Raw genomic sequence first — 25,327 nt, 5'->3', positions numbered from 1 at the left:
GCAACCGTCGGCTAAAATGAGCCATAATAAAAGAGAAAGAGCGAGTGCTGAACGGATATTTTACCGTCGGCACTCGCTCTTTTCCTATTATTTCTTGGGCAATAATACAACCTGTTGCCGGTCCTGCTATAGCAAATTCGCTGCCAACTGGGCCAGCGTGGAGCGTTCTCCCTTTTCAAGCGTTATATGACCGCTGATGCTTTCCTGCTTGAACCTCTCCACCACATAGCTTAATCCGTTGCTTGTGGCGTCCAGATACGGATGATCAATTTGCTCCGGATCGCCCAGCAGTACAATCTTGCTGCCTTCCCCTACACGGGAAACGATAGTTTTCACTTCGTGGCGTGACAAGTTTTGCGCCTCATCGATGATAATAAATTGGCCGGGAATGGATCTGCCACGGATGTAGGTCAGTGCCTCGACCTGTATACTCCCGAGTCCCATTAAAATTTTATCGATATCCCCGGCTTTTTTTGCATCAAATAAATACTCAAGGTTGTCATAAACCGGCTGCATCCATGGGCGCAGTTTTTCTTCCTTCTCACCGGGAAGATAACCGATGTCCTTGCCCATAGGCACCACGGGTCTGGCAATCAGCAGCTTTTTGTACTTCCGTTCATCCTCCACCTTCATTAATCCTGCGGCAAGCGTGAGCAAGGTTTTGCCCGTTCCGGCCTTGCCGGTAATCGTTACAAGCGGTATATCGTCATTCAGCAGCAGTTCAAGCGCCATTCTTTGCTGGGCGTTGCGGGCGCTGATCCCCCACACGGCATCATTGCTCATGTAGAGCGGCTCCAGCCTGCTGCCTTCCTTATTTACCTTCAGCAGCGCTGATTTATTAGTCCCCATCTCATCTTTCAGTATGACGAATTCATTCGGATACAGCTCATAAGGCAGATGAAGGGGCTTCACAGCCAAATAACGGAAAGAGTAGAACTCATCGATCACGGACGGGTGAACCTTTAGCGTGGAACAGCCATGATACAGCTCATCCGGCTCCGCAGTCCGGTCAGATAAATAATCCTCCGTCATCAGCCCAAGCACATCCGCCTTGATCCGCACAAGCACATCCTTGCTGACTAAAACAACTGTGGCCGCATCCTCCATTTCCTGCTCTTCCAGCTGATAATTCAAAGCCACCGCAAGAATCCGGTTATCGTTCGTGATCTCCCCAAACATCTCCTGCAGCTTGAGAAAACTTCGATGGTTCAGTTCAACTGTAAGCCTCCCCCCTTGAGGAAGGGGAACACCGCTGTGCAAATGTCCATGTTCGCGCAGTCCGTCAAGCAAACGCGACACATTGCGGGCATTGCGGCCGATCTCATCCGCATTTCTTTTTTTCGAATCGATTTCCTCCAGCACGACAGCCGGAATTACGACATCATGTTCATGGAAGGCAAATATCGATTTCGGATCATGCAGCAGCACATTGGTATCCAGAACAAATACTTTCTTCATTCCAATCCCCTCCAAAACGGCATCATCGATGTGCAATTGTTGTGTCTTCGCCACAGCTGCATCCTGCGGCCGGAAAAAGGGATGCGGTTTTTGCTCCGTATATGCTGATTTCTTTGCAGTCCACATAATACGAACCGTGCAGGACACAATAAGATTAAAGCATCTGTAATGGTTCCCTACAGTTTTTATGCAGGCATATTCCTCCTGAAAGGATGATTTGAGATGAACAAATGGATTGCGGCATCAGCTGTTTCCATACTTCTGTTGAGCGGATGCGGTGTTTCCGGTGACCGAAGCGCAAGAAATGCTGCCACCGGCCAACCGACCGCCAAGCAGGCCGCCAATCATACTGCCCGTCAGCTGAATGTGGCTGCACCGAAGACCAATGCAACGGTACAAGCAGATCATCTGGCTCATCTTGCCCGGCGTGTACAAGGCGTAAAAGACGCCAACTGTGTCGTGCTCGGGAAAACAGCGATTGTTGGCATCAATGTCGACGGAAAGCTGGACCGCTCGCGGGTCGGGACCATTAAATATTCGGTCGCCGAAGCCTTGGACAAAGATCCGCATGGCTTGCGTACCCTCGTAACAGCCGATGCAGATATCAATAACCGGCTTGCCGAAATGGCTCACGATATCCGCAGCGGGTCCCCTGTGCAGGGATTCGCCAATGAGCTCGCCGACATCATGGGCCGCATTATTCCGCAAATATCAACAGGTAAAAAAGCTTCCCAGGCACCAGCTCCCTCCGGACATGGCCATCAGCAGAACGGACAAACAAAACAAAAAGCCCAGTGATTATTCACTAGGCTTTTTTTATGGCAGCAAAAACTTGGCTGTCCGGTTTCGGTACAGCTCGCAGGGCCAGAGGCCCGGCGTATTGCGAAATTGAAAACAGTGACCCGGTTACATGTCTTACGGATTCGGACATACATCTGCCTCCTTCAACACCCTAGAGTCTTGCTTGATTGGTTCTACTGAATTATATCATATGCAGACTGCACCTTCCAAGATTACGGTTTTTCGGTTGGTTCCGCCGATGCCGTACCGCTCTCCGTGGAAGGAGCCGAAACGCCGGCTTCTTCATCCCTCAAAGCCTGTCTCGCCTCATCCAGCTCATCTTCATTTATATAGACATAAGGGCTGCGCCAGGTCCCTCCTACCGGCCGGTATTTCACCTCATCCTTGGAGATGTTCCAGTAGGTCGAGAGCATATTTTTCATCTGCTGGGATTCAATGTCTGTCGTCAAATTGTTATCCACCGCTTTAATCACATTGCCAAGCTTCGCAATGCCGCCAAATGATTGCATTTGGTCGATCAGAGAGCGCAATACCTGATTTTGTCTTTTGTTGCGGTCAAAATCATCGGAAGGCGCAGTTCTGGGACTGCAGTTGGATTTGCGGTAGCGCACAAAATCCAGCGCCTCGTCCCCGCTCAGGTGCTTGTCTCCTGCCGTCAGATTAATATTGGTGCCATCCGCGCTGTCCCTATAGCACATATTTTTGTCAACAGTAACGTTCACTCCACCCAGCTCGTCCACAATATCGCGAAACCCCTGGAAATTTATTGCAGATACATAATCAATATCGATATTCATATATTTGCTGATCATGGTCTTCATTTCATCCTCAGCCGAAATACCGCTTGACTTCTCCCTGGATTTGAAAATCGGATAATACTCATTCAGCTTGCGGGGATGATAGCCGTCAAGCTCCATCTTCGTATCCCTGGGCAAAGAAACCAGCGTAGCCGATTTGGTGTTCGGGTTCAAGGTTGCGATCATAACCACATCCGACAGATACGTTTGGTGTTCAGGACGGTAATCTGTTCCCAGCAGCAGCATTGTCAACGGTTTGGCCTCGGCAAGCTCCGTTTTCGGAACCTCCTTGTCGATCCCTGTATCCAGTACCGCTTCAACCTGTCTGCCAATGTAATAGGCGTACAACCCTCCTGCAACCAAGCCGACAATCAGCAAAAACAATACAAACACCATAAATGATTTCAGGAAGCTTCTCTTCTTTTTCGCTTTTTGCTTTTTAACAGGCTTTTTCCCGGAGGAGCTCCGTGGAGGCAGCCCTTGTTGGGGATTGCTCATGGTTCCACACCTTTTTCACATAAAATTTAGCAGACAGTCTGGTTGCCATTAAACCAGGCGATCAATAAGTCAGTGCAGGGCATACATTCCCCTGCCACAACAATAAGCAGGGCGGCGCAGCCCCCGAAAGGACCCGCCGCCCCTGGTATCAAGCTAAGAAACAGCCGCTTACTGCCAGGCGGTCTGGTGTTCAGCGATTACGAATTAGCCTGAGCCATTTTGCGTTGCTTCTCCGCACGCTCGCGTTCGCTCTTGTTCAAAATTTTCTTGCGCAGGCGAATCGATTTCGGCGTAATTTCACAGTATTCATCATCATTCAAATATTCCAGTGCCTGCTCAAGAGAGAAGATCACCGGGGTTTTCAGCTTAACCGTTTCATCCTTGGTAGCCGAACGGACGTTGGTCAGCTGTTTTTCTTTGCAAATATTGACAACAATATCGTTGTCACGGGTATGCTCACCAACGATCATGCCTTCATAGATTTCTGTTCCCGGCTCTACAAACAACGTGCCACGGTCTTCCACGCCCAGCATTCCGTAGAAGGTGGAGTTTCCGGTTTCGGTCGAAATCAGCACGCCCTGGTGGCGGCCACCCACCTGTCCGCCAATCACAGGTCCATAGCTGTCAAACGCATGGTTCATCACCCCGTAGCCACGGGTCAAGGTCAGGAAGTGCGTGCTGTAGCCGATCAGCCCGCGGGCGGGAATCAGGAACTCCAGGCGGACCTGGCCTGTTCCGTTATTGATCATATTGACCATTTCCGCTTTGCGGCTGCCCAGGCTTTCCATAACAGCGCCCATGCTCTCTTCAGGCACGTCGATCAGCAGGCGTTCAATAGGCTCCATGCGCTGGCCGTCAATCTCCTTCACGATAACCTCGGGCTTGGACACCTGCATCTCGTATCCTTCCCGGCGCATGTTTTCAATCAGAATACCGAGATGCAGCTCACCGCGTCCTGATACGATAAAGGCATCCGGGCTGTCCGTATCCTCGACCCGAAGGCTGACGTCCGTTTCAAGCTCTTTATGCAGACGTTCACGCAGCTTGCGGGAGGTGACCCACTTGCCTTCGCGTCCCGCAAACGGGCTGTTGTTCACCAGGAACGTCATTTGCAGCGTCGGCTCGTCAATTTTGAGAACAGGCAGGGCTTCCGGCTTGTTCGGGTCGGCAATCGTTTCACCGATATTGATATCCTTGATACCGGCAATCGCCACAATATCGCCCGCTCCTGCTTCTTCTGTCTCTATCCGCTTCAGCCCCTGAAACCCGAACAGCTTCTCAACACGGGCCGTTTTGGTTGATCCGTCACGCGTCATAACTGCAACCGGCTGACCTTGACGGACAATCCCGCGGTTCACGCGTCCTACAGCTATTCTGCCCAGATATTCGTTATAATCCATCAGCGTAACGAGGAACTGCAGCGGTTCGTTGACATTCTCGGTTGGTGCCGGAATGTGCTCTACAATCGTGTTGTACAATGCCTCCATGTTGCTGTCCTGTTTGTCGGGATCCATACTGGATGTACCATTCAATGCGGAAGCATAGACAACCGGGAAGTCGAGCTGGTTGTCATTGGCGCCAAGCTCAATGAACAGATCCAGCACTTCATCGATAACCTCCGCCGGGCGGGCCGCCGGACGGTCAATTTTATTAACCACGACGATCGGTGTGAGATTCTGTTCCAGCGCTTTGCGCAGCACGAATTTGGTCTGCGGCATGCAACCTTCATAGGCATCAACAACGAGCAGCACACCGTCAACCATTTTCATAATGCGTTCCACTTCACCGCCGAAGTCGGCATGTCCCGGTGTATCCACGATATTAATCAGAAAGTCCTTGTACGTGATGGCTGTATTTTTAGCCAAAATGGTAATCCCGCGTTCGCGTTCCAGATCGTTGGAATCCATCGCGCGCTCCTGAACCGCTTCATTTTCACGAAATGTCCCGGATTGCTGAAGCAGTTTGTCAACCAGGGTCGTTTTGCCGTGGTCAACGTGGGCAATAATCGCAATATTGCGAATGTTCTCTCTTGCATGCATGATTTGCTCTTATCCTTTCCGTATGTCAAATAGTTTCTCTCTAAATAAGCCATAAAATAAGCGCCGGGAAACACTCCGACGCTGTACCGTATCCCTTATATTATAGTTTAAATATCACATAAATCAAGAGTCTGGGGCTAAATGTTCACCACTCCCGGCCGGAGCGGGGGCGGCTGATATGCCAGATCCCTGCCGCTATCACCCCTCCACACAGAGCGGCAGGCAGCAGGGGATGCGTTTTATAGGAAAAAACGTCCAGAATTCCGTGCAAAAGCGGATCATTCATCATCATTTCACCGGCCGTAAAAGCCAGAATGGCGGAGCCGGCCAATACAAGCACAGGAAAGCGCTGCAGCAGGGCAGCGATCAATGTGCTTCCCCATACGACGATAGGAATGCTTAGCACGATACCGATCACCATAACGGCCAGATCCCCTTCCGCCAGGGCAGCGATAGCCAGTACATTATCAAGGCTCATGACAAGGTCCGCCGCAAGTATGATTTGCACCGCCTTGCCTACCGTGGTTGCCTCCTTGCTCCCATTCCCCTCCCCATTGTCAAAAAGCAGCTTAAATGCGATCCATAAGAGCAACAGCCCTCCAGCTCCTTGTATAAAAGGAATTCCCAAGAGCAGAACGGCCCCGAGCGTTAACACACAGCGCAGCAGGACCGCCCCGAACGATCCCCACCATATGGCCTGGCGCCGCTGCTTCAAAGGCAGATTTTTACTGGCAAGGGCTATTACAACCGCATTATCACCGCTCAGTACAAGATTGACCATCAAAATCTGCATCAGCAGCCAAATATGCTCCATATGTACAAACACCTCCATCCTAGCTGTATGCTTGAACAAGCCGGGGTATGCTTGACTCTCCGATTTTTGGGCACTATAATGAACTGATTTGTTTCCGCTAAGTCGTGGTCCGGCTTCTTTGAAGCACATTGATAGACGTTGTTACAGGTAAAAGGAGTGACATACATCGTGGATTATTTTAGCCTTGAGTTTTTCCTGCTGCTGCTGAACGTTGTGTTCATCGACCTTATGCTGGCCGGGGATAATGCAATTGTCATCGGGCTGGCCGCGCGGAAGCTGCCGCCGCAGACGCAAAAGAAAGCCATCCTGTATGGAACCGGTGGAGCTGTGCTGGTCCGGATTGTGGCAACTATCGTTGTGCTGTGGCTCCTGCAGATTCCTTGGCTGCTGCTCGCAGGAGGGCTGATGCTGATCTGGATCGCCTACAAGCTGCTGGTGGATCAGGAGGAGGAGCACACGGAGATTGCTGCCGGAGCCACGCTCGGACAGGCTGTGCGCACGATTGTCATTGCCGATGCCGCCATGGGGCTGGATAATGTGATTGCGGTGGCGGGCGCAGCCCAGCAGCATCTGGTGCTCGTAGTTATCGGATTGCTGATCAGCGTGCCGATTGTCGTGTGGGGAAGCACCCTTTTTATCAAGCTGATCAACCGCTTTCCGTGGATCGTATATGTGGGGTCTGCTGTTCTCGGATATACCGCTTCCCATATGATTACGGAGGAAGCCAGAATCGAGCCTTATTTTACAGAGCATCCCGCACTGCGTATCCTGTTTATGGTAGCGGTTGTCGTCGGTATCCTCATCGCCGGATATCTGGCCAACCGCAGAGCCGCGCAAAAAAAGGGCAGTCAGAAACGCTCTTACTCTTAAGTAAGATATCATGCACACACAGAACAAAAAAGCTTTCGGCCATACGCCGAAAGCTTTTTCAAACTCTAAACCCAGTCTTTCAATGACACGGGTTTCTCTTTTTTGCATGATGGATAAGCACGAAGCAGCGGAGAGAACGAAGCAATCCCGAAAAAGCGGAGCGTCCGCCTTTGGCCCGAAGGGTCAACAGCGGTTGGGAGGGATGCTTCGTTCTCGGAGCGCCTTCAGAGCGCCAACAACATGCGTAAAGGAAGAGTCCCGGGTCATTAAAACCATTCCTCACGCACCGTACTCTCCTTGCGCCCCAATACCTTACCGCCAGCCTCCAGGACAAGCGTTTCTGTCGCCTCCACCGCCTGGTCAATCATGGCCGGAAGTTCCCGCAGGGATGCCTCCACCCTCTCCACAACCCCCAAATTCGGATTGGTCGTCGGCGACTTGGGCACGAACAGGGTGCAGCAGTCCTCATAAGGCAAAATGGACAGCTCATAGGTCCCTATTTTTTGCGCAATATCAATAATTTCGCTCTTATCCATCATCACAAGCGGGCGCAGCAGCGGCAGCTCCGTAGCACGCCCGATGACGTTCATGCTTGACAGCGTCTGGCTCGCCACCTGGCCGAGGCTATCCCCCGTAACGATCGCAAGCGCGCCTGCACGTTCAGCGAGCTTTGTCGCAATCCGCAGCATGGATCTGCGCATGAGCGTGATGATCATATTATCCTGGCCCGTGCGGGTAAACGAGGTCTGAATCTCCGTAAAAGGGACCAGGTGAAGCTTGATCCGCCCCGCATACCCGGCCAGCACTTTAGCCAAATCGATGACCTTTTCCTTGGCCAGCTCACTGGTGTAGGGATAGCTGTAAAAATGAACACATTCCACCTCCAGGCCTCTGCGCATGGATGACCATGCCGCGACCGGACTGTCGATGCCTCCCGACAGCAGCAGCATCGCCTTGCCATTCGTGCCATACGGAAATCCGCCCGCTGCCGGAATCACTTCACTGAAAATATAGACCCCCTGCTGGCGCACCTCCACACGCAGCTCCAGCTTCGGATGCCTCATGTCAACCTTGAGCGCCGGGAAAGCCTGCAGCACAGGCGAACCGATCAGGTGATTCATCTCCTGTGAGGAATGAGGGAATTCCTTCCACACACGGCGCGCGTTCACCTTGAAGGTCGTCCCTTCAACAGGTGCAAGCTCCTGAATAAGAGCGGTCGCCGCAGCAACGATCTCCCCGATATCCAGCGGCGCAACCTTTACAGGGCTGATGGAGATGATGCCGAACACCCTCTGCAATGTGGCAATCATTTGCTCATACGGCTCCCCGTTTAATGCAATATATAATCGCCCAAACTCATGGTTCATCTCTGCTCTTGGAAAACTCTGAAGCAGCGCCCTTACCCGGGACACTGCAGCTCTTTCAAACCGCCCCCGGTTTCTCCCCTTCAGGGTAAATTCTCCGAAGCGCAGCAGTAACATATCATAATTCAATTTACGATTCCCACCTTTCAAGAGGTTGTTCAAAAAGTCGTCTTTTGATCACGAAGTGAATCAAGAAGCAACTCGGCATCGAATCTTGAATTCAGCCGGTCCTTCCGGTGCTCACGTACCCAAAACGTACGCTCCGCTCCTCAGTCCCTAGCTTCATTCAATCTTCTCGGTGCTGAAAAGCCGACTTTTTGAACTCGCACTTCAACAGTTTTCAGCCGTGTTGTCATTTCCTGTATGGCCAAGGCAAGCTGCCTGATTTCATCTGCCGTATGGCTGTCCCCGAAGCTGATGCGGATGCCGCCTGAAGCGGCATTTCCGCTTCTGCCCATGGCGAGCAGCACCCGGCTTGGCTCAGCGAGTCTGGAGGAACATGCCGATTTGGTCGATACAGCCACACCAAGCAGCTCCAGCGTATGCAGCATAACCTCCGCCTTCATGGCCGGATGGGAAAAGTTCACGATATGCGGAGCTTCAGTTCCGCTGTTCAACTCTAGCGCCGGATTTTGACGCACGGCCTCCATAATGATGTCACGCCATCCGGATGCAGCGGCCGCAAACCGCTCACGTCCTTCCGCGGCCATTCGTACCGCCTTAGCCAAGCCTACGATCAAGGGCACGTTCTCTGTGCCCGCCCGCAGGTCAAACTCCTGTCCTCCCCCAATCAACAGCGGGGAGAGCTTTACCCCTTCCCTTACATAAAGCAGCCCTGTACCTTTCGTTCCACGGATTTTATGGCCGGAGAGGCTAAACAGGTCAATGCCCCAATCTTTAAGCTTGACCGGCAGTTTGCCGAAGCTCTGTACCCCGTCTACATGAAAAAGAACCTTGGGAAATTCCGCCTTCAAACGTGGTCCGATTTCATGAATCGGCTGAATGCGCCCCGTTTCATTGTTGACATGCATAATGCTGACCAGCACCGTGTCTTTACGAATGGCGGCTGCAACCTGGTCGGCATTGACATGCCCTTCTTCATCCACAGGCAGCACAGTCAGTTCATAGCCCATCTGCTCCAGCTGCCGGCAGCTCTCGAATACGGAGGGATGCTCAGTGGCCGCTGTAACAAGATGCCGGCCTCTTGATGCGTATTGCAGTGCCGCACCCTTCACAGCCAGATTATTGCTTTCTGTCGCTCCTGACGTAAAAATGATTTCCCCTGGCTTGACCGCCAGCGCAGCGGCACATACTTCACGGGCCCGTTTTAGCAATTGGCCGGCTTCCTCGCCGTATTTATGCAGGGAAGACGGGTTTCCATAGTGCCTTCTCATCAACTCCGCGACCGTTTTCACAACCTCCTCATGAGGAGGGGTCGTTGCCGCGTGATCAAAATATAACAACTGAGTGCCTCCTTTGCTTGCGCCCAAAACAAAAAGACCAATAGAGGAGCGCTCGTCCAAGCCGGCTTCCCCGTATTGATCCTTTGGCAGACCCACATCCGGTTCAGAAATATTCATTCACTGCAACATTCTAGCCAGAAAATTTCGCACGGGCGTTTTGAATTTTGGCCACATAATTCTGTGTCTCAACCGGCAGCTGATTCAGTACGGACATCAGTTCCGTGTCACTGGATATTCCAAGGCGCTCTACCTTGGACGGGCCTGCATTATAAGCTGCAAGCGCCATATTCTCCTGACCGCCAAAGCGCTTCAGCTGATAGGACAAATAGCGGACACCTGCGTCAATATTCTCAGCGGGATCAAAAGCATCGCTGACTCCAAGTCCCTGGGCCGTCGCATCCATCAACTGCATCAGCCCTTTTGCCCCTGCCGATGAAACGGCATACGGGTTAAAAGAGGACTCGGTATCGATGACAGCCTTGATCAGGGATTCAGGCACGCCGTATTTTCTGCTGGCCGCCGTGATCAGCGAATCGAATGCTGTAGGAGGGTTGAATGTTTCTCCTGAAAATGCTGCACTATCCAGTGAAGCCGTATAGGAAGGTGATCCTGCGGCAGAGCCAAGCTGCAGCCACAACAGACCGTTCTCCCTTGTCACTGCACTTTGCGGTGCAACCTCCCCGGGCTGCTGTTCAACCTGAGCGATCAAACTGGCAAAGTCGGAACCGCTGTCCCGGGCTTCGCTTGGATTTGCGTTATTCACCAATGGCATATCGACAGCCTGCTTCGACACACGTGGATCTATTTGCATGTATAATTCCCAACTTTCTTAACAGGTATTAAACGATATTCCTGAGCAGACGGCATTATTGCCTATGATACAACTTTTTGTTAGCGTCTGCCAGAGGTTTTGTCGAAAAAAAGAGCCCCGTCCCTTTTCGGGAGGAGCTGCTCCGTTTGAAATCCTCTGCACTGCAGCTATCGGACGAACGGAATAAATACGAAATAACTGATCGTCGCCACCAGTCCAAGGCCAATCGCCCATCCGCCCAAGGTTCTCTTGCCGTTGGCCAAGGAATAGAAGCCAAGAATCGCTGCGATGGGACCAAGCACAATAGACCACATGAACAACGCCAGAATGCCCAATGCAATGCCTGCATAACCTGCCGTTTTGCCCTTTGTGCCACTTTCCTGCGCTTCTTTTCTGTCTTCTGCCGGCCTAATGGGCGCAACTTCGGCCGCGTATTCCTCCCGGTGATCCTTTCGCGGATAGTCCACACGGTCACGCACTACAAGAGCTCTGGGCGGCGGGTTATCCGAAATTTTACCCTTTCGGTTGTTGTCATCCATAAGATTGCTGCACCTCCGCATTTTGTGTGAGGACTAACAGAATGGACTGACTACTTTCAATTTTTCGGTTTAAAGGTGTGGCAGCAGGTAGCCGCAGAATTTTCCGCGTACTCGTGTTCGCTGGTGCTGAACATCTCCCCGGCGTATTCCTCCTGCAGCTTTCTGCCTGCATGATGGTCAACGTCAATCATGATGACATCCGCCTTGCAGATGTTGTTTTGTCCCCAATAATGACAATTAGATACACTGCACCGGACTGATGGATTGTCCTGATGGCTCATATTTATCACCTCAAGGCTCATTATGTCCCTTCCTGCCTGCCCGTATGCCGCATACCGCATGGGAGTTGATAACAAACATGCACAAAAAAAGCCGCCGACAGTTTACCAGGTTCAGTCCGGTATAACCATCAACGGCTTTACATTTGTTATTATGCGTGAGTGCGCCGGCTCTGCATCCGGCGTTGGGTCAGGTAGTCGCTTTCGTAATAGGCAAGATCGTCGCGAAGCTCCTCGTAGGTTCTGGTAATGTCCATAATAACCGCCCGCACTTCAGGAAGAACGGTTCTGCGGAAGCGTATGGCATCCTGACCTGTATAAGCATAACGACCATCTTCTACATAGGATTCGTTCTTGGGATAGAAGAAGCTGTTCACACAGTCATGGTACACATTATACAGAGCCTTTTCGGCAAAATCGACATCAAAATTGGCACGCCGTAAAGCGATGCCCAGCTTTTCATAAGAAACTTCGGAGAAAACGAGCAGGTGGCGGAGATCCGAAAGAAATCCCCTGTAATACTGCACCGTCTCTTCCTCCTGTTCCCCACTCAGCTGCGGCAAGGCATGCTCATTTAGAAACAATTCAATCCGCCCGACGGCAAATGTTAGCTTCTCCCGAGTGGACTCACATAATTTTTGTACATTGACTGCTGACATAGATGCAGCTCTCCCCCTCTAATCAATTCCTTCAATAATGGTTTACCCGGTATCATCCCGTTTAAACGTCAACCCTAAATTCAGTAATAATCCTACCATAAACGACGGACAAACGGTATAAAAAACTGCGAAGTTTCCAACGCTAAGCGTACCCAAATTTCGATTTACAGGAGGACCTGATATGTCCCGTCACAGATGGATCAAAACAACCTTAGGGGTTGCCGCCGCCCTGCTGGTTGTTGGCGTGCTTCTACCCTGGAACGGCAGCAGACAGAAGCAGCCTCAAGCTCCTCAGACTCTTTCCGTGCGAACACCGGACAGGCAGGATACGGAAATGGAAATGAAAAAGACGCTGCTGTCCGGGGATATCAACACGACCAGGAAACTGCTCAGACACGATGCAAAAGGCCATCTTCATGCCATGATGGCTGTTCTAAACAGCAGCAGCGACGGCAGCATTTCCACTTATGGGGAGGACATGAAAAAAAGCCACCATCAGCTGCACGCGCTGATTTGGCTGGACAGACATAACGGCCGCTCCCGTCAGATTGCCGGAGCCGGGCTCGACCGGGATGCGGCGGGGCAGGCTCAGCCTGTCCGCTCGGGTATTCAGGCCGCCAAAGAAGCGGTAAAACGGGGCAAATCGTATGAATCCCCGTCGCTTCTGGCCGGAAAGGACCGCTACTTCATCCTGGCCGAGCCTTCGGCTGATGGCAGACATGCCGTGATCGGCGTCTTTAACGAGCAGGTTCTTAACGCCGTCGAGGAGCACCAGCGGCGCAATCTCCGGATGATTCCTTATCCCCGTGAAGGGCGCTTCAAGGTTGAGTCCGTTTACCCGAACACGCTGCAGGACATCACCGTCAAAACCGGGCATGACAACGAAAATGCCAGCCATTTTTATGAAAATGAAATCGTCGTCCGCTTCCGGAACCAGCCGGGAAAGGAGCGGCTGGAACAAATCCGCCGCGACCTGCACAGCAAACAGGAGGGACGAAAGCTTGGGGATACCTATATCTTTCGTTCCGGCAATATGAATTACAAGCAATTGAAGCAGTATTTTGATAAAAAATGGAATCCACTCTACGCTGAGCCTCATTACATGTATTTAACCAATGATGAAACAGCAAAGGAAACCAAGGCCGTATCCGTTCCCAATGACATCCTTTTCTCACAGTACCAATGGAATTTACCGGCAGTTGAAGCGAACCGCAGCTGGAATTTGTCCAGAGGCAACAAGGACGTCACGGTAGCTGTCGTGGATACCGGCGCAGATTTGGATCATCCGGATCTGAAAGGACAGTTTGTCAAGGGCTACAACATTATTGATCCTGCCAGCAAGCCCTATGATGATGTCGGTCACGGCACCCATGTATCAGGCATCATATCCGCGCTGGTCAACAACAATGAAGGTGTGGCAGGCATGACCTGGTATAACAAAATAATGCCTGTCAAGGTTTTGGACAATTCCGGCTCAGGCACGACCTATTCTGTGGCACAGGGCATCATTTGGGCCGCAGATCACGGCGCCAAGGTCATTAATTTGAGCCTGGGCAACTATGCAGACTCGCAATTTCTGCATGAAGCCATCAAATACGCTTATAACAAGGATATCGTGCTTATATCGGCGGCAGGCAATGATAATACGGAGCGGCCCGGCTATCCGGCGGCATACCCTGAGGTATTGGCCGTTGCCGCTACGGATTCATCCATGAAACGGGCCTCCTATTCCAATTACGGGGATTACATCGATGTGGCCGCGCCCGGAACGAACATCGCCAGCACCTTTCCGGGCAGCCAATACGCCGCCTTGTCCGGAACTTCCATGGCCAGCCCTCACGTGGCTGCAGTGGCTGCGCTGATCCGCTCGCAAAATCCGGAGCTGCAAAATACCGAGGTTATGGATATTTTGCGCAATAACGTGATTGATTTGGGTGCGGCAGGACATGACAAGTATTTCGGGTATGGGCAAATCGACTCCTACAAGGCGCTCAGCGCAGCACAAGGCGAGGGCGCTCCGCTGCAGCTGTGGCCACAGCATCTGCGCAGCAGGCTGGAATCGATACTGAGCAGATTCAATCCATGACCGGCAAAAGGCAGATCCGAAGCATTCGGGTCTGCCTTTTTCACTGCTTTACAGGACGGGTTTGCGATCCGGAGAAGCCGTACGGCTTTCGGCAACGAGGCTGCACAGCAGCTTCAATCCCTCCCTGAAGCTTGTCTTCTGCCGTATATATACCTTATACTATACGGAAAATCAGTACAGTACATGACACTTGTTTCATAACCCGTTCAGGAGATGATGAAGTTGACACAGCGTTTTTCAACCATGACCCGGCATTTGGGTTCGTCAGCAGTAAGAGACATTCTGAAAGTAACTCAGGGCAAGGATATCTTGTCTCTGGCTGGCGGACTCCCGGCCGAAGCGTTTTTTCCTGTCGCTGCGATCCGCGAGGCGTACGACCGGGCGTTAAGCGGAGGCGGGACGGCATTGCAGTACGGCTTGACCGAAGGCTTCCTTCCGCTGCGCGAGCGTCTCTGCGAACAAATGGCCGCTGACGGCTGCCGGGTACAACCCGACGAAATGCTGATGACGACAGGCTCCCAGCAATCCATTGATCTGATTGCACGTATTTTCCTGGATCCGGAAGATGTAATTCTTGTAGAGGCGCCTACGTACTTGTCCGCCTTGCAGGTATTTCAGTCGTACCAGGCTGTCCCTGTCGCCGTGGAGACGGATGAACACGGGATGCTGCCTGACGATTTGGAAGCCAAGCTGCTCCGTCACCATCCGAAATTTGTCTATGTGATCCCTACCTTCTCCAATCCGGGGGGCAATGTATGGAGTCTGGAACGCCGTAACGCTGTGGTCGAACTGTGCCGCAAGCACGGGGTGCTCATTTTTGAGGACGATCCATACGGAAAAGTGAAATTCAATCCAGATGTTAATTTTCCGTCCTTGTACTCTATCGATCAGCAGTACGGAGACAACGGCAATGTAATCTACACCAGCACATTTTCCAAAACCGTAGCTCCTGGCGTCCGTTCCGGATGGGTGATGGCCGACGCGTCGATTATCCGCATGGCTGCCAAAGCAAAGCAGGCCTCGGACCTGCACTCCAGCCTTATCGATCAGCGTGCGCTTCATGAACTGCTCGGTTTCTTTGATCTGCAGGGCCACATCCGGACTGTGTCGGCCGAATATTATGCCCGCATGGTTAAAATGACCTCTCTAATGCAAGATCGCAAGTGGGAAGGCGTCTCCTGGATAGAGCCGCAGGGAGGCATGTTCCTGTGGGTGCAGATGCCTGAGCATGTCAAAGCCGACGTTCTGCTGCAGCATGCTGTCCGCGAAGGGGTGGCATTCGTGCCGGGTCAGGTGTTTTATAGCGACGGTTCAGGCTATAACCGGATGCGGGTTAACTTCACGCATACGGACCCTCATCTGCTGCCAGAGGCTATCGAACGTATGGACCGCGCTTTTCGGAGCTATGCAGCCGCTGCTGTATCTGTGTGAATCCGCAAACCAAAAAACAAGGCCGTGCCAACCGGAATTCCGGGGTCACGGCCTTGTTTGATATAGGTTGTTCATCAGTTAAAAGGTATTTCAAAGGTTGCAGTTTGGAAAGTTTTCCGTAAGCCGGGTTCTGTACTCTTCGTGGTCCAAACGGGAACTACCCTCCCACCACAAGTGACAATCATCTATCTAGGCCGTACATTACTGCACAGCTCCAGCGACCAACCCGGACACGCCTCGGGCTAAGGCTGCTTCTCGAAGAAGCTGTGTCCCATTAGGTCTTGCTCCAGATGGGGTTTACCAGGAACGAAGTCACCAGCGTTCCTCGGGGTCTCTTACACCTCGGTTCCATCCTTGCCTGTGCCGCATAGCGGCCATCGGCGGTCCATTTCTGTGGCACTATCCTTCAACTCGCGCTGACTGGACGTTATCCAGCATCCTGCCCTGTGGAGCCCGGACTTTCCTCTCGCGGCTTGCGCCGCCAGCGATTGTCTGTCAAACTTTCGCACAACATTGTATAGTATACAGGTTTTGGGCAAAGGGCACAAGATCATTTTATCTGGAAACCCGCCCTTTGTCTGGAAATGTCTGATTACATAAAACGGAACGGCTCCGTATCCACTTCCGAGGCCTGCACCCTGGTTTCGTAACGGCTTTCCTCCAGCTTGACGCGAAGCCAGCCTGCGGTTTGCTCCTTCATAATCTTCTCGGCGTTATGGCCGGGATCAATGATCGCAATCCCGGCCATAAGCGCATCATGGGCTGTATGATAGTCAATATCTCCGGTGACGATGACATCGGCGCCTTTATACAGCGCCTTGTTCACATAACGGCTGCCGGAGCCGCCAAGGACGGCCGCTTTTTTAACCTCCCGGTCAAGGTCTCCTACAACACGAACATGGGGCACCTTCAGCCCTTTTTTGACCACGTCTACAAATTCGCGCAGCGTGCAGGACTGCTTCAATTTGCCGACACGGCCCAATCCGAAGGTCCGTCCTTTCAGATCCATAGGATACAGGTCATAGGCGACCTCTTCATACGGGTGCGTTTTCAGCATCGCTTGAATCACCTTACTTCGTATACCTGCCGGAACTACGGTCTCCAGCCTGATCTCCTCCGCACGCTCCATTTTGCCCTGCTGTCCCACAAACGGATTGGTTCCCTCCTGCGGGACAAAAGTGCCAATGCCTTCTATATTGAAGCTGCAGTGGCTGTAATTGCCGATATGGCCTGCCCCGGCTCCAAGAACGGCGTCCAGAACCTGCTGATGATGGGTTTTGGGTACAAACACAACCAGCTTGAACAATTGGTCTGTGTGCACATCCTCCAGCGTACCCGCGCTTTCAATCCCCAGTGCTGCAGCCATCCAGTCATTCATGCCCCCCTCGGCCGTATCCAGGTTCGTATGACTGATATAAACAGCGATATCATTTTTAATCAGCTTCTCATACAGCTTGCCAGCTGGCTGATCGGTGTTCAAGGTTTTCAGCGGCCGGAAAATAATCGCATGGTGTGCGATGATCAAATCAGCCCCAAGGCTGATCGCCTCTTCCACCACTTCATCGTTTACATCCAGGGCAATCAGCACCTGCTTGATCTCCTTCTGCAGGCTGCCGAGCTGAAGCCCGATTCGGTCGTCCGGCACGGCCAAATGCTTGGGAGCCAGCTGTTCCATATATTGAATTACGGTCTGTCCTTTTGCAAACATGCGAGCACCTCCTCCAATTGTTCGATCTGCCGTTGCAGCTCTTCCCTTTTCTCCCGCGCGGATTCCAGCTCTGACCGTTCCACCTGCTTCAGCACCGATTGAAGCTTGGCAATCTCCCCCTGCCATTTTTTAAAAAACACCTTATTGGGCGCCTTTACCAGGTGGGGGCCCATGCGCAGATGCAGAGCGGATGTAAGGGTACAGCCACCTGCAAGCTGAACCTGCGCATACAGGTCCTCCTGCGACAGCGGACTTTGCGATTCAGGGAGCGCAGTCAGAATCTCGTATATTTTTCCGTCTTCCTCCAGAATATGCTCACATGTGACGACCCAACCGGAGTGAAGCAGCCATTTTCGCAGCATATCTTCTCCAACATTCGGTTGCAGCACCAACTGGCGAACGCCGGGCAGTTTGTCCGTCCCTTCATCCAGAATAGTCGCTATAAGCGCGCCACCCATGCCTGCTATCGTAATGACGTCAGCCTCGCCAGCTTCCAGTACCTGCAGACCGTTACCGTGCCTCACGTCGATCCTGTCCGCAAGGCCTGCATCCGCCACCTGCTTCCTGGCCGCACGCAGCGGGCCTTCATTAACCTCGCCCGCGACGGCCCTGGATGCTCTTCCGCTCTCTACAGCCGCCACCGGCAGAAGCGCATGATCTGAGCCGATATCGGCCAGCACGCTGCCGGGCGGGATTTGTTCCAATATATACTGCAAACGCTGTGATAATTTCATGAAGCCACCCACACAATCCATTTTTTTCTATACGGTAAAGACATAGCATTTCCTTGTCGCCGGAACGTCAAACATGATTTGCATTACGAATGCAAAAGAGCTAAAATAAAACCCAATAAAACAGATCAAGGAAAATATGACAAAAGAAAACAAGTAACTCTCCTTTGCCCTGCCAGCAGTGAAATGCAAAAAGACCCTCTGCACTTAAGCCGCAGAAGGTCCGCTTATAACGCTATTCGAGAAAATCCTTGAGACGTTTGCTCCGGCTTGGATGACGAAGCTTGCGCAGAGCCTTGGCTTCAATCTGCCGAATCCGTTCGCGCGTGACGCCGAATACTTTGCCGACTTCCTCCAGTGTTCTGGTACGGCCGTCATCAAGACCGAAACGAAGGCGAAGCACGTTCTCTTCCCGTTCAGTTAGCGTATCCAGCACATCCTCAAGCTGCTCCTTAAGCAATTCATAGGCGGCAGCATCCGCAGGCGCCAGCGCCTCCTGATCCTCAATGAAGTCTCCAAGATGCGAGTCGTCCTCTTCCCCGATCGGTGTTTCAAGCGAAACAGGCTCCTGGGCGATCTTCATAATTTCCCGCACTTTTTCTACACTAAGCTCCATCTCAGCCGCCACTTCTTCAGGCGATGGCTCACGCCCGAGCTCCTGCAGCAGCTGGCGTGACACACGTATCAGCTTATTGATCGTTTCCACCATATGAACAGGTATCCGGATCGTTCTGGCCTGGTCGGCAATCGCACGTGTAATGGCCTGACGAATCCACCAGGTCGCATAGGTACTGAATTTGTAGCCTTTGCTGTGGTCAAATTTCTCAACAGCTTTGATCAAGCCCATGTTGCCTTCCTGAATCAAGTCCAGAAACAGCATACCTCTGCCCACATAACGTTTGGCAATGCTGACCACGAGACGCAGGTTGGCTTCCGCCAGACGACGCTTCGCTTCCTCGTCGCCTTTCTCAATCCGCTTCGCCAGCTCCACCTCATCGTCCGCAGACAGGAGTGGTACACGACCGATCTCCTTCAGGTACATGCGGACAGGATCATTGATTTTGATACCCGGCGGCAAGCTCAAGTCATCGTCAAAATTGAAATCGTCGCTGTCATTACTTCTATCCGGATCATCGCCTTGGCGTATGGTTGCAAGATCCTCATCGCTGTCGTTGACAACCTCAATCCCCATGTCGCCAAGCTGCTCGTAAAACTCATCCATTTGTTCGGGATCTTGGTCAAATGGCGACAGTTTTTCCATGATGTCTTTGTAATTCAGAGAAGATCTCTTTTTGCCCACTTCAATTAACTGATCTTTCACCTGATCCAGCGTTAATTCCGTTTCTAGTTCAGTATGCTGATCATTCGCCATAATTCGACTCCCTCCTCCCTAGAAACATCCGACCTACCTTTTATTGTCTCTCTAGGGCTATAATCTCACTTGCAATTTTGGCCGCCTCCAGAATATCACCGGAACGTTCGGCCGCAACCATTTCTTCCCTCTTCCGATCCAGCATCTGCTGCAGCGGGTATTTCCTCACTTCCCGGATACAGTCATCCAAAATCTCCGGCGACCACATTCCCGGTATATCCATCATGACGATGGAGCTGACCGTTTTTTCAAGACGGTCATCATGGAGGGAAGCTATAAACCGGCTGGAGTCCGGCGGTTTGCCTTGTGCATAATATGCATATAGATATGCAGCTATTGCCGCATAATCCTCAATATTAAAGGCATCCCCCAGGTGGTCCTCAACGTATCGGGCGGCCTCGGCATCCTGAAGCATCCAGGACAGCAGCCTCCGTTCAGCCGCATGGTAGGCGGGGAGCAAATTTGGTGTCGGAATGTGGCCCTTTTTATGCCTACCATTATTCCACCTTTTCTCGTTATTATCCCCAGCCTGCTGTTTTTTTTGCAGCGACTGCCTGAGCAAGTTACACTCCTGCTTCAGCGTTTCGTAATCCACCTTGACTTCCGAGGATACCTCGCGAAGGTAAACCTCACGCTCTGTCGGAGAAGATAAGGGCGCAATAATCTTCAACGCTTCACGGGAATATGCGATCCTTCCTTCTTCTTCTAGCAGTATATGGTTTTTCCTCAGATATATAAGCTTAAATTTAACCGTTGAAACGGCGCCGTCAATGATTTGCCGTTTAAAGCGGTCACTCCCGTACTGGCGAATGAAATCATCCGGATCCATCCCTTCATTCAACAGTCCGACCTTCACATGCAGCCCCGCATTCTCCAGTATAGGGAAGTTCTTCAGCGCGGCGGCTTGTCCTGCAGAGTCGCCATCGTAACAAATGATGACTTCATCGCATAGCCCTTTCAGCATCATGGCCTGATGCTCGGTTAATGCCGTACCCATTCCAGCCGTCGCATTCTGAACCCCGGCTTCCCAGGCCGCGATCACATCACCGTACCCTTCAAAAAGAACCGCCTGCCTCAGCTTGCGGATGGCCGGCTTGGCCTGATGAAGATTGTATAGCGTGCGGCTTTTGTTAAACAAGCGGGTCTCCGGCGAATTGAGATATTTCGGCTGCCCTTCCCCGATGATCCGGCCCGCGAAGGCAATCACCTTGCCGTTCCGGTTCCAGATGGGGAATATGACACGATCACGGAAACGGTCCACATAGCCATCCTGTTCATGACGGGCCGACAGCAGTCCGCCCTTCTCCATTTCCGCAAAATCAAAGGAACGTTTCTCCAAAAATTGAACAAGCGTATCCCAACGGTTGGGAGCATAACCGATTTGAAACTGGTCTATGATCTTGTCGGTAAATCCCCGTGACCGAAGGTATTCCATTGCGGCTTTGCCATACTCCGTATTTTTAAGCAGAAAATGATACAGCTTTGCAGTTACCTCGTATGCCTGCAGCAGCCGTTCCACCTCGGGATGCTGGTGGGTTGATTCGCGGCTCTGCCAATCTCCGAGCGGAATGTGACTCTCTTCCGCCATCGACCTGACGGCCTCGGGAAAGGTTAATCCTTCGATTTCCATCGTAAATTTGATGGCATTTCCTCCCTTGCCGCAGCCGTAGCAGTAGAAGATCTGGCGCTCGGGCGTCACCGTGAAAGAAGGAGTTTTCTCAGAATGAAAAGGGCAAAGGCCTTTCATATACTTCCCTTGTTTGGTCAAATGCACGTACTTGCTTACCGTATCCACGATATCATGCTGCTGCAGCACCGATTCAATGATATGCTCCGGGATGTTGCCATGTCCGGCACTCATTCCAACCACCTTCATCTCTTTAAGCACGTAAATATATTCGCTATTCCAACTCATTCTCCTGCAAGTCTGTTAAAAGTTTTGTCAATTTATGTTGAAACATTATACGGTCCTCTTCTGTGAAGGCTTTAGGGCCTTTGCCATACCTCCCGCGCCGCCTCTCCTTGGCAGAAATATGGCGCCGGTCAAGCATAAAATCAATCGATTCATCACTGTACGGCGTCCCCCGGAAAGAAATCACGCTGCAGCCTTTGGCCAGCGCCAGCGCGGCCAACCCGTAATCATTCGTTGCCACCACATCTCCACGACGGACATGATTGGCAATATACAGATCCGCGCTCTGATCACTGCGGTCGACAGTGACAACCGTTATGCCTGAGCCGCCTTGTAAAAGATGATCAAAGGAAGATACCAGTATAACCTCCATCTGAAACCGGGCTGCCGCTGCCGCGATTTCAGTTTTGACCGGACAGGCATCTCCATCCACGACAATACGCCGATCGCCTAGCTTCATAGCCCTCACCGCCGCTTTCCCTGAAGAACGTCTAACTATAGAATGGTTCAGCTCCGCTGAAAATTTATAATTCTATAACCATAAATACGGAACGATGCGTAAGCAGCATCGTTCCGTATTTTATTTATCCCTCTATCTTCCTAAGCGGGTTACATTGGGGCCAGCAGATACTTATCTCTACCAGACCAGCTTCGAGAAATCGGCAAACCGTTTAAGGTCCCCATGAATGACAGCCAGCAGCGCCAGCCGGTTATTGCGGACTCCTTCATCATCAGCCATCACCATGACGGAATCAAAGAATGAGGTTACGGCAGCGGTCAGCTGACCGGCGAGAGCCAGCGCTTCTGCAGTCTTACGCTGACCGAGCGCCTCGAGGTAAGGCTGATGCACGCCCTGCCAGGCGGCATACAGGTTCTTCTCCCCGGCATCCGCAAACACTTCAGGATTAACCGATGCATGCACGGCCTTGGCTGCCAGATTGCCGACCCGGTTAAAGGATTCCACCGTATTCTTGAAAGCCTCGCCTGACTGTACTGCATCCATTAATGCAGCACCACGCCCCACGACGGAAGCAACATCATCATAACCGGCGCTGAACACCGCGTCGACCACATCATAACGCAGCGTTTCAGACAGCAATTTTTTCACTCTAAGTCCGAAAAACTCATGCAAATCTTTACGCACTTCCTCGGCCGAGCGTTTCATGCTGCCGAAATTCTGATGAATGTCCAGCGCAATTGTGAACAGCTCCGGCAATCCGACGGACAGCTCGCGTTCCAGCACAATCTGTACGATTCCAGCCGCCTGACGGCGCAATGCGTAAGGGTCCTGGGAACCGGTCGGAATAATGCCGATCGAGAAGCAGCCGGTGATGGTATCCAGCTTATCTGCAATGCTGACAATCGCACCCGCCAGCGTTGAAGGAACGTCATCACCAGCAAACCGCGGCTGGTAATGCTCGAATACCGCTTTCGCCACCTCTTCTTTTTCTCCAGCCTTGCGGGCATAATCCTCACCCATAACCCCCTGCAGCTCGGGAAATTCATATACCATTTGGGTTACGAGGTCGAATTTACAAATATCGGCGGCACGGCTAACAGATTCCCCCGTATCAGCAGAAGCGCCCAATTGCTGGGCAAGCATATCGGCAATACGACGCACCCGGCGTACCTTATCGCCGACCGTTCCCAGCTCTTCATGGAATACAATACTCTCCAGCTTGGAGACCGCATCCTTGATTTCCAGCCTCTGATCTTCCTCATAAAAGAACTTCGCATCCGACAGACGTGCGCGCAGCACCTTCTCGTTCCCTTTCGCAATCACATCCAGCGAGTCTTTGCCGCCGTTGCGTACAGTCACGAAATAAGGAAGCAGTTCTCCTTTATCATCCAGCACAGGGAAGTAACGCTGATGCTCGCGCATCGACGTAATCAGCACTTCCTGCGGAATGTTCAGGAAGGAAGGATCGAACGTGCCGAACAGCACCGTCGGCGTTTCAACCAGGAAGAGCACTTCCGCGAGCAGATCATCCTTTACCGCGATTTTCCAGTTTTTCTCCGCTGCAAGGGCTTCAATCTGCTCCAGGATCATGCGCTGACGCTCTTCGATATCGGCGATGACCTGCTCGCCGCGCAGCGTCTCCACATAAGCGGCAGGCTGGGCGATTACCGCATCCTGTCCGAGAAAACGATGGCCGCGGGTCACATTACCCGCCTTGACGCCAGCGATTTCCACGCCGATGACATCGGTTCCGTACATGGCCACAAGCCAGCGAATCGGTCTTACAAATTTGAAATCATAAGATGCCCAGCGCATAAATTTCGGGAACGTCATGGCATGCAGAATGCCCGTCAATCCTTCCGCCAGCACCTCTGACGTTGGAACACCGATGCTGCTCTTGGTTGCGTAAATGTATTCTACTCCGCCCAGTTCTTTAAAGGTGAACAGCTCCGGGTCAACACCCTGGCTGCGGGCAAAACCGAGCGCGGCCTTGCTCCAGTTCCCCTGCTCATCCTGTGCGATCTTGCGCGAAGGCCCTTTGACTTCCTCCTGCACATCCTCCTGCTTCTCCGCCACCTCGCGGACAAGAACGGCCAACCTGCGCGGCGTCGCATATCCCTCAACGGCGCCATGAGCTATCCGCGAGCTGTCCAGCCACTGGGTCATTCTTTCCTTCAATTGGGCAATGGCAGCAGGGATAAAGCGGGCCGGCACTTCTTCAAGGCCGATTTCAAACAGCAAATCTTTAGACATGCTCCGCACCTCTCTTCTTCATCAGCGGGAAGCCGAGCTTCTCGCGCTCCTCTAAATACGTTGCCGCGACCTGGCGGGCCAGGTTGCGCACGCGCATAATATATCCGGTACGCTCGGTCACACTGATCGCACCGCGCGCATCGAGAAGGTTGAAGGCATGGGAGCATTTCAGCACATAATCATACGCCGGGAACACCAGATGCTGGGCCATCGCCTTGTTCGCCTCTTCCTCATACATATTGAAGAGTGTGAACAGCATTTTCACGTCCGACACCTCGAAAGTGTATTTGGAATGCTCGTATTCAGGCTGATGGAATACGTCACCATAGGTTACCCCGTCAACCCACTCCAGATCGAATACGTTCTCTTTCTCCTGAATATAGGATGCGAGCCGTTCCATTCCGTAAGTGATCTCAACCGCTACCGGACTGGCGTCAATGCCGCCGACCTGCTGGAAGTACGTAAACTGGGTAATTTCCATGCCGTCCAGCCATACTTCCCAGCCGAGTCCCCATGCGCCAAGCGTCGGAGCTTCCCAGTTGTCTTCCACAAAGCGGATGTCATGCTCAAGCGGATTGATGCCAAGGCGCTGCAGACTTTCGAGATACAGCTCCTGGATATTGTCCGGTGAAGGCTTCAAAATAACCTGAAACTGATGATGCTGGTACAGCCGGTTCGGATTCTCACCATAGCGCCCGTCAGTAGGACGGCGGGAAGGCTCCACATAAGCGACATTCCACGGTTCGGGCCCGATGGAACGGAGGTAGGTCATCGGATTCATCGTACCGGCGCCTTTTTCCGTGTCATAAGGCTGCACGATGATGCAGTTTTGTTCAGACCAAAACTGCTGAAGCGTCAGAATCATCTGCTGAAAATTCATGAATACATGCCTCTTTTCCATAAAATAGTTGCGGAGCATGTACAGGGAGGTACGGCACGGACGCACATGAAAAAGCCCCCGTCCCTCTACGCCTGTACAGACG

Annotated in this window: 21 protein-coding genes and 1 other RNA gene; 4 read left to right on the top strand and 18 right to left on the bottom strand. The window is 52.2% G+C overall.

Annotation, left to right across the window (positions count from 1 at the left end; all coding sequences use genetic code 11):
- Positions 1–126 precede the first annotated feature (126 nt).
- Positions 127–1,458, bottom strand: a complete 1,332-nt coding sequence (locus tag ACE41H_RS05245) for a PhoH family protein (protein ID WP_375353770.1) — start codon at positions 1,456–1,458, stop codon at positions 127–129.
- A gap of 222 nt (positions 1,459–1,680) precedes the next feature.
- Between ACE41H_RS05245 and ACE41H_RS05240 the strand changes: the two genes are divergently transcribed.
- The gene (locus tag ACE41H_RS05240; RefSeq protein ID WP_375353768.1) at positions 1,681–2,256 is read left to right on the top strand and encodes a YhcN/YlaJ family sporulation lipoprotein; all 576 of its coding nucleotides are present in this window, start codon (positions 1,681–1,683) and stop codon (positions 2,254–2,256) included.
- 215 nt (positions 2,257–2,471) lie between these two features.
- On the opposite strand, the gene ACE41H_RS05235 is transcribed toward ACE41H_RS05240, so the two are convergent.
- The 3 genes from ACE41H_RS05235 to ACE41H_RS05225 form a co-directional block, all read right to left on the bottom strand.
- Complete coding sequence (locus ACE41H_RS05235; protein WP_375353766.1) at positions 2,472–3,554, bottom strand: LCP family protein; 1,083 nt, start codon at positions 3,552–3,554, stop codon at positions 2,472–2,474.
- 197 nt (positions 3,555–3,751) lie between these two features.
- Positions 3,752–5,593, bottom strand: coding sequence for a translational GTPase TypA (gene typA / locus ACE41H_RS05230; protein WP_375353764.1), 1,842 nt, complete (start codon positions 5,591–5,593; stop codon positions 3,752–3,754).
- Between the two features lie 145 nt (positions 5,594–5,738).
- Entirely contained in the window at positions 5,739–6,407 is a 669-nt protein-coding gene (locus ACE41H_RS05225) for a TerC family protein (RefSeq protein WP_375353762.1), read from the bottom strand.
- Between the two features lie 168 nt (positions 6,408–6,575).
- Here ACE41H_RS05225 and ACE41H_RS05220 point away from each other — a divergent pair, with 168 nt between their 5' ends.
- Positions 6,576–7,277, top strand: a complete 702-nt coding sequence (locus tag ACE41H_RS05220) for a TerC family protein (protein ID WP_375353761.1) — start codon at positions 6,576–6,578, stop codon at positions 7,275–7,277.
- Positions 7,278–7,543: 266 nt separating this feature from the next.
- Here the strand turns inward: ACE41H_RS05220 and thiI are convergent, their stop codons facing one another.
- The 6 genes from thiI to ACE41H_RS05190 all read right to left on the bottom strand — a co-directional run bounded on the left by thiI (position 7,544) and on the right by ACE41H_RS05190 (position 12,391).
- Positions 7,544–8,770: a tRNA uracil 4-sulfurtransferase ThiI gene (gene thiI / locus ACE41H_RS05215; protein ID WP_375353760.1), complete on the bottom strand. Its 1,227-nt coding sequence runs from the start codon at positions 8,768–8,770 to the stop codon at positions 7,544–7,546.
- 140 nt (positions 8,771–8,910) lie between these two features.
- Positions 8,911–10,104: a cysteine desulfurase family protein gene (locus ACE41H_RS05210; protein WP_375354032.1), complete on the bottom strand. Its 1,194-nt coding sequence runs from the start codon at positions 10,102–10,104 to the stop codon at positions 8,911–8,913.
- Positions 10,105–10,234: 130 nt separating this feature from the next.
- Positions 10,235–10,915: a lytic transglycosylase domain-containing protein gene (locus ACE41H_RS05205; protein WP_375353759.1), complete on the bottom strand. Its 681-nt coding sequence runs from the start codon at positions 10,913–10,915 to the stop codon at positions 10,235–10,237.
- A gap of 167 nt (positions 10,916–11,082) precedes the next feature.
- Positions 11,083–11,454, bottom strand: a complete 372-nt coding sequence (locus tag ACE41H_RS05200; protein WP_375353756.1) for a hypothetical protein — start codon at positions 11,452–11,454, stop codon at positions 11,083–11,085.
- A 56-nt stretch (positions 11,455–11,510) separates the two neighbouring features.
- On the bottom strand, positions 11,511–11,735 hold the full coding sequence (locus ACE41H_RS05195) for a DUF1540 domain-containing protein (RefSeq protein WP_375354030.1): 225 nt from the start codon (positions 11,733–11,735) through the stop codon (positions 11,511–11,513).
- Positions 11,736–11,884: 149 nt separating this feature from the next.
- Positions 11,885–12,391 (bottom strand): YpuI family protein, encoded by a 507-nt coding sequence (locus tag ACE41H_RS05190; RefSeq protein WP_375353754.1) that lies wholly within the window; start codon positions 12,389–12,391, stop codon positions 11,885–11,887.
- Positions 12,392–12,572: 181 nt separating this feature from the next.
- Between ACE41H_RS05190 and ACE41H_RS05185 the strand changes: the two genes are divergently transcribed.
- Together ACE41H_RS05185 and ACE41H_RS05180 are read left to right on the top strand one after the other, a co-directional pair.
- The gene (locus ACE41H_RS05185) at positions 12,573–14,477 is read left to right on the top strand and encodes a S8 family peptidase (protein WP_375353753.1); all 1,905 of its coding nucleotides are present in this window, start codon (positions 12,573–12,575) and stop codon (positions 14,475–14,477) included.
- Positions 14,478–14,699: 222 nt separating this feature from the next.
- Positions 14,700–15,908, top strand: coding sequence for an aminotransferase-like domain-containing protein (locus ACE41H_RS05180; RefSeq protein ID WP_375353752.1), 1,209 nt, complete (start codon positions 14,700–14,702; stop codon positions 15,906–15,908).
- Between the two features lie 104 nt (positions 15,909–16,012).
- Here ACE41H_RS05180 and rnpB read toward each other — a convergent pair.
- The 8 genes from rnpB to glyQ all read right to left on the bottom strand — a co-directional run bounded on the left by rnpB (position 16,013) and on the right by glyQ (position 25,224).
- Positions 16,013–16,412: RNase P RNA component class A (gene rnpB / locus ACE41H_RS05175), an RNA gene on the bottom strand.
- 88 nt (positions 16,413–16,500) lie between these two features.
- On the bottom strand, positions 16,501–17,616 hold the full coding sequence (locus tag ACE41H_RS05170) for a Nif3-like dinuclear metal center hexameric protein (RefSeq protein WP_375353751.1): 1,116 nt from the start codon (positions 17,614–17,616) through the stop codon (positions 16,501–16,503).
- Positions 17,592–18,350, bottom strand: coding sequence for a tRNA (adenine(22)-N(1))-methyltransferase (locus ACE41H_RS05165; RefSeq protein ID WP_375353750.1), 759 nt, complete (start codon positions 18,348–18,350; stop codon positions 17,592–17,594). The genes ACE41H_RS05170 and ACE41H_RS05165 overlap by 25 nt, the downstream gene beginning before the upstream one ends.
- 232 nt (positions 18,351–18,582) lie before the next feature.
- A complete protein-coding gene (gene rpoD / locus ACE41H_RS05160) occupies positions 18,583–19,719 on the bottom strand; it encodes an RNA polymerase sigma factor RpoD (RefSeq protein ID WP_375353749.1) in 1,137 nt (378 codons plus the stop codon).
- A 40-nt stretch (positions 19,720–19,759) separates the two neighbouring features.
- On the bottom strand, positions 19,760–21,580 hold the full coding sequence (dnaG, locus tag ACE41H_RS05155) for a DNA primase (RefSeq protein ID WP_375354028.1): 1,821 nt from the start codon (positions 21,578–21,580) through the stop codon (positions 19,760–19,762).
- A gap of 40 nt (positions 21,581–21,620) precedes the next feature.
- Positions 21,621–22,091: a YaiI/YqxD family protein gene (locus ACE41H_RS05150; protein WP_375353748.1), complete on the bottom strand. Its 471-nt coding sequence runs from the start codon at positions 22,089–22,091 to the stop codon at positions 21,621–21,623.
- Positions 22,092–22,268: 177 nt separating this feature from the next.
- On the bottom strand, positions 22,269–24,344 hold the full coding sequence (gene glyS / locus ACE41H_RS05145) for a glycine--tRNA ligase subunit beta (RefSeq protein WP_375353746.1): 2,076 nt from the start codon (positions 24,342–24,344) through the stop codon (positions 22,269–22,271).
- Complete coding sequence (gene glyQ, locus ACE41H_RS05140; protein WP_375353745.1) at positions 24,337–25,224, bottom strand: glycine--tRNA ligase subunit alpha; 888 nt, start codon at positions 25,222–25,224, stop codon at positions 24,337–24,339. Before glyQ ends, glyS begins: the two co-directional genes overlap by 8 nt.
- Positions 25,225–25,327 lie beyond the last annotated feature (103 nt).

Source organism: Paenibacillus enshidis, from assembly GCF_042136365.1.
Lineage (GTDB): Bacteria > Bacillota > Bacilli > Paenibacillales > Paenibacillaceae > Paenibacillus > Paenibacillus enshidis.
This window is presented reverse-complemented; position numbering and strand designations above follow the sequence as displayed.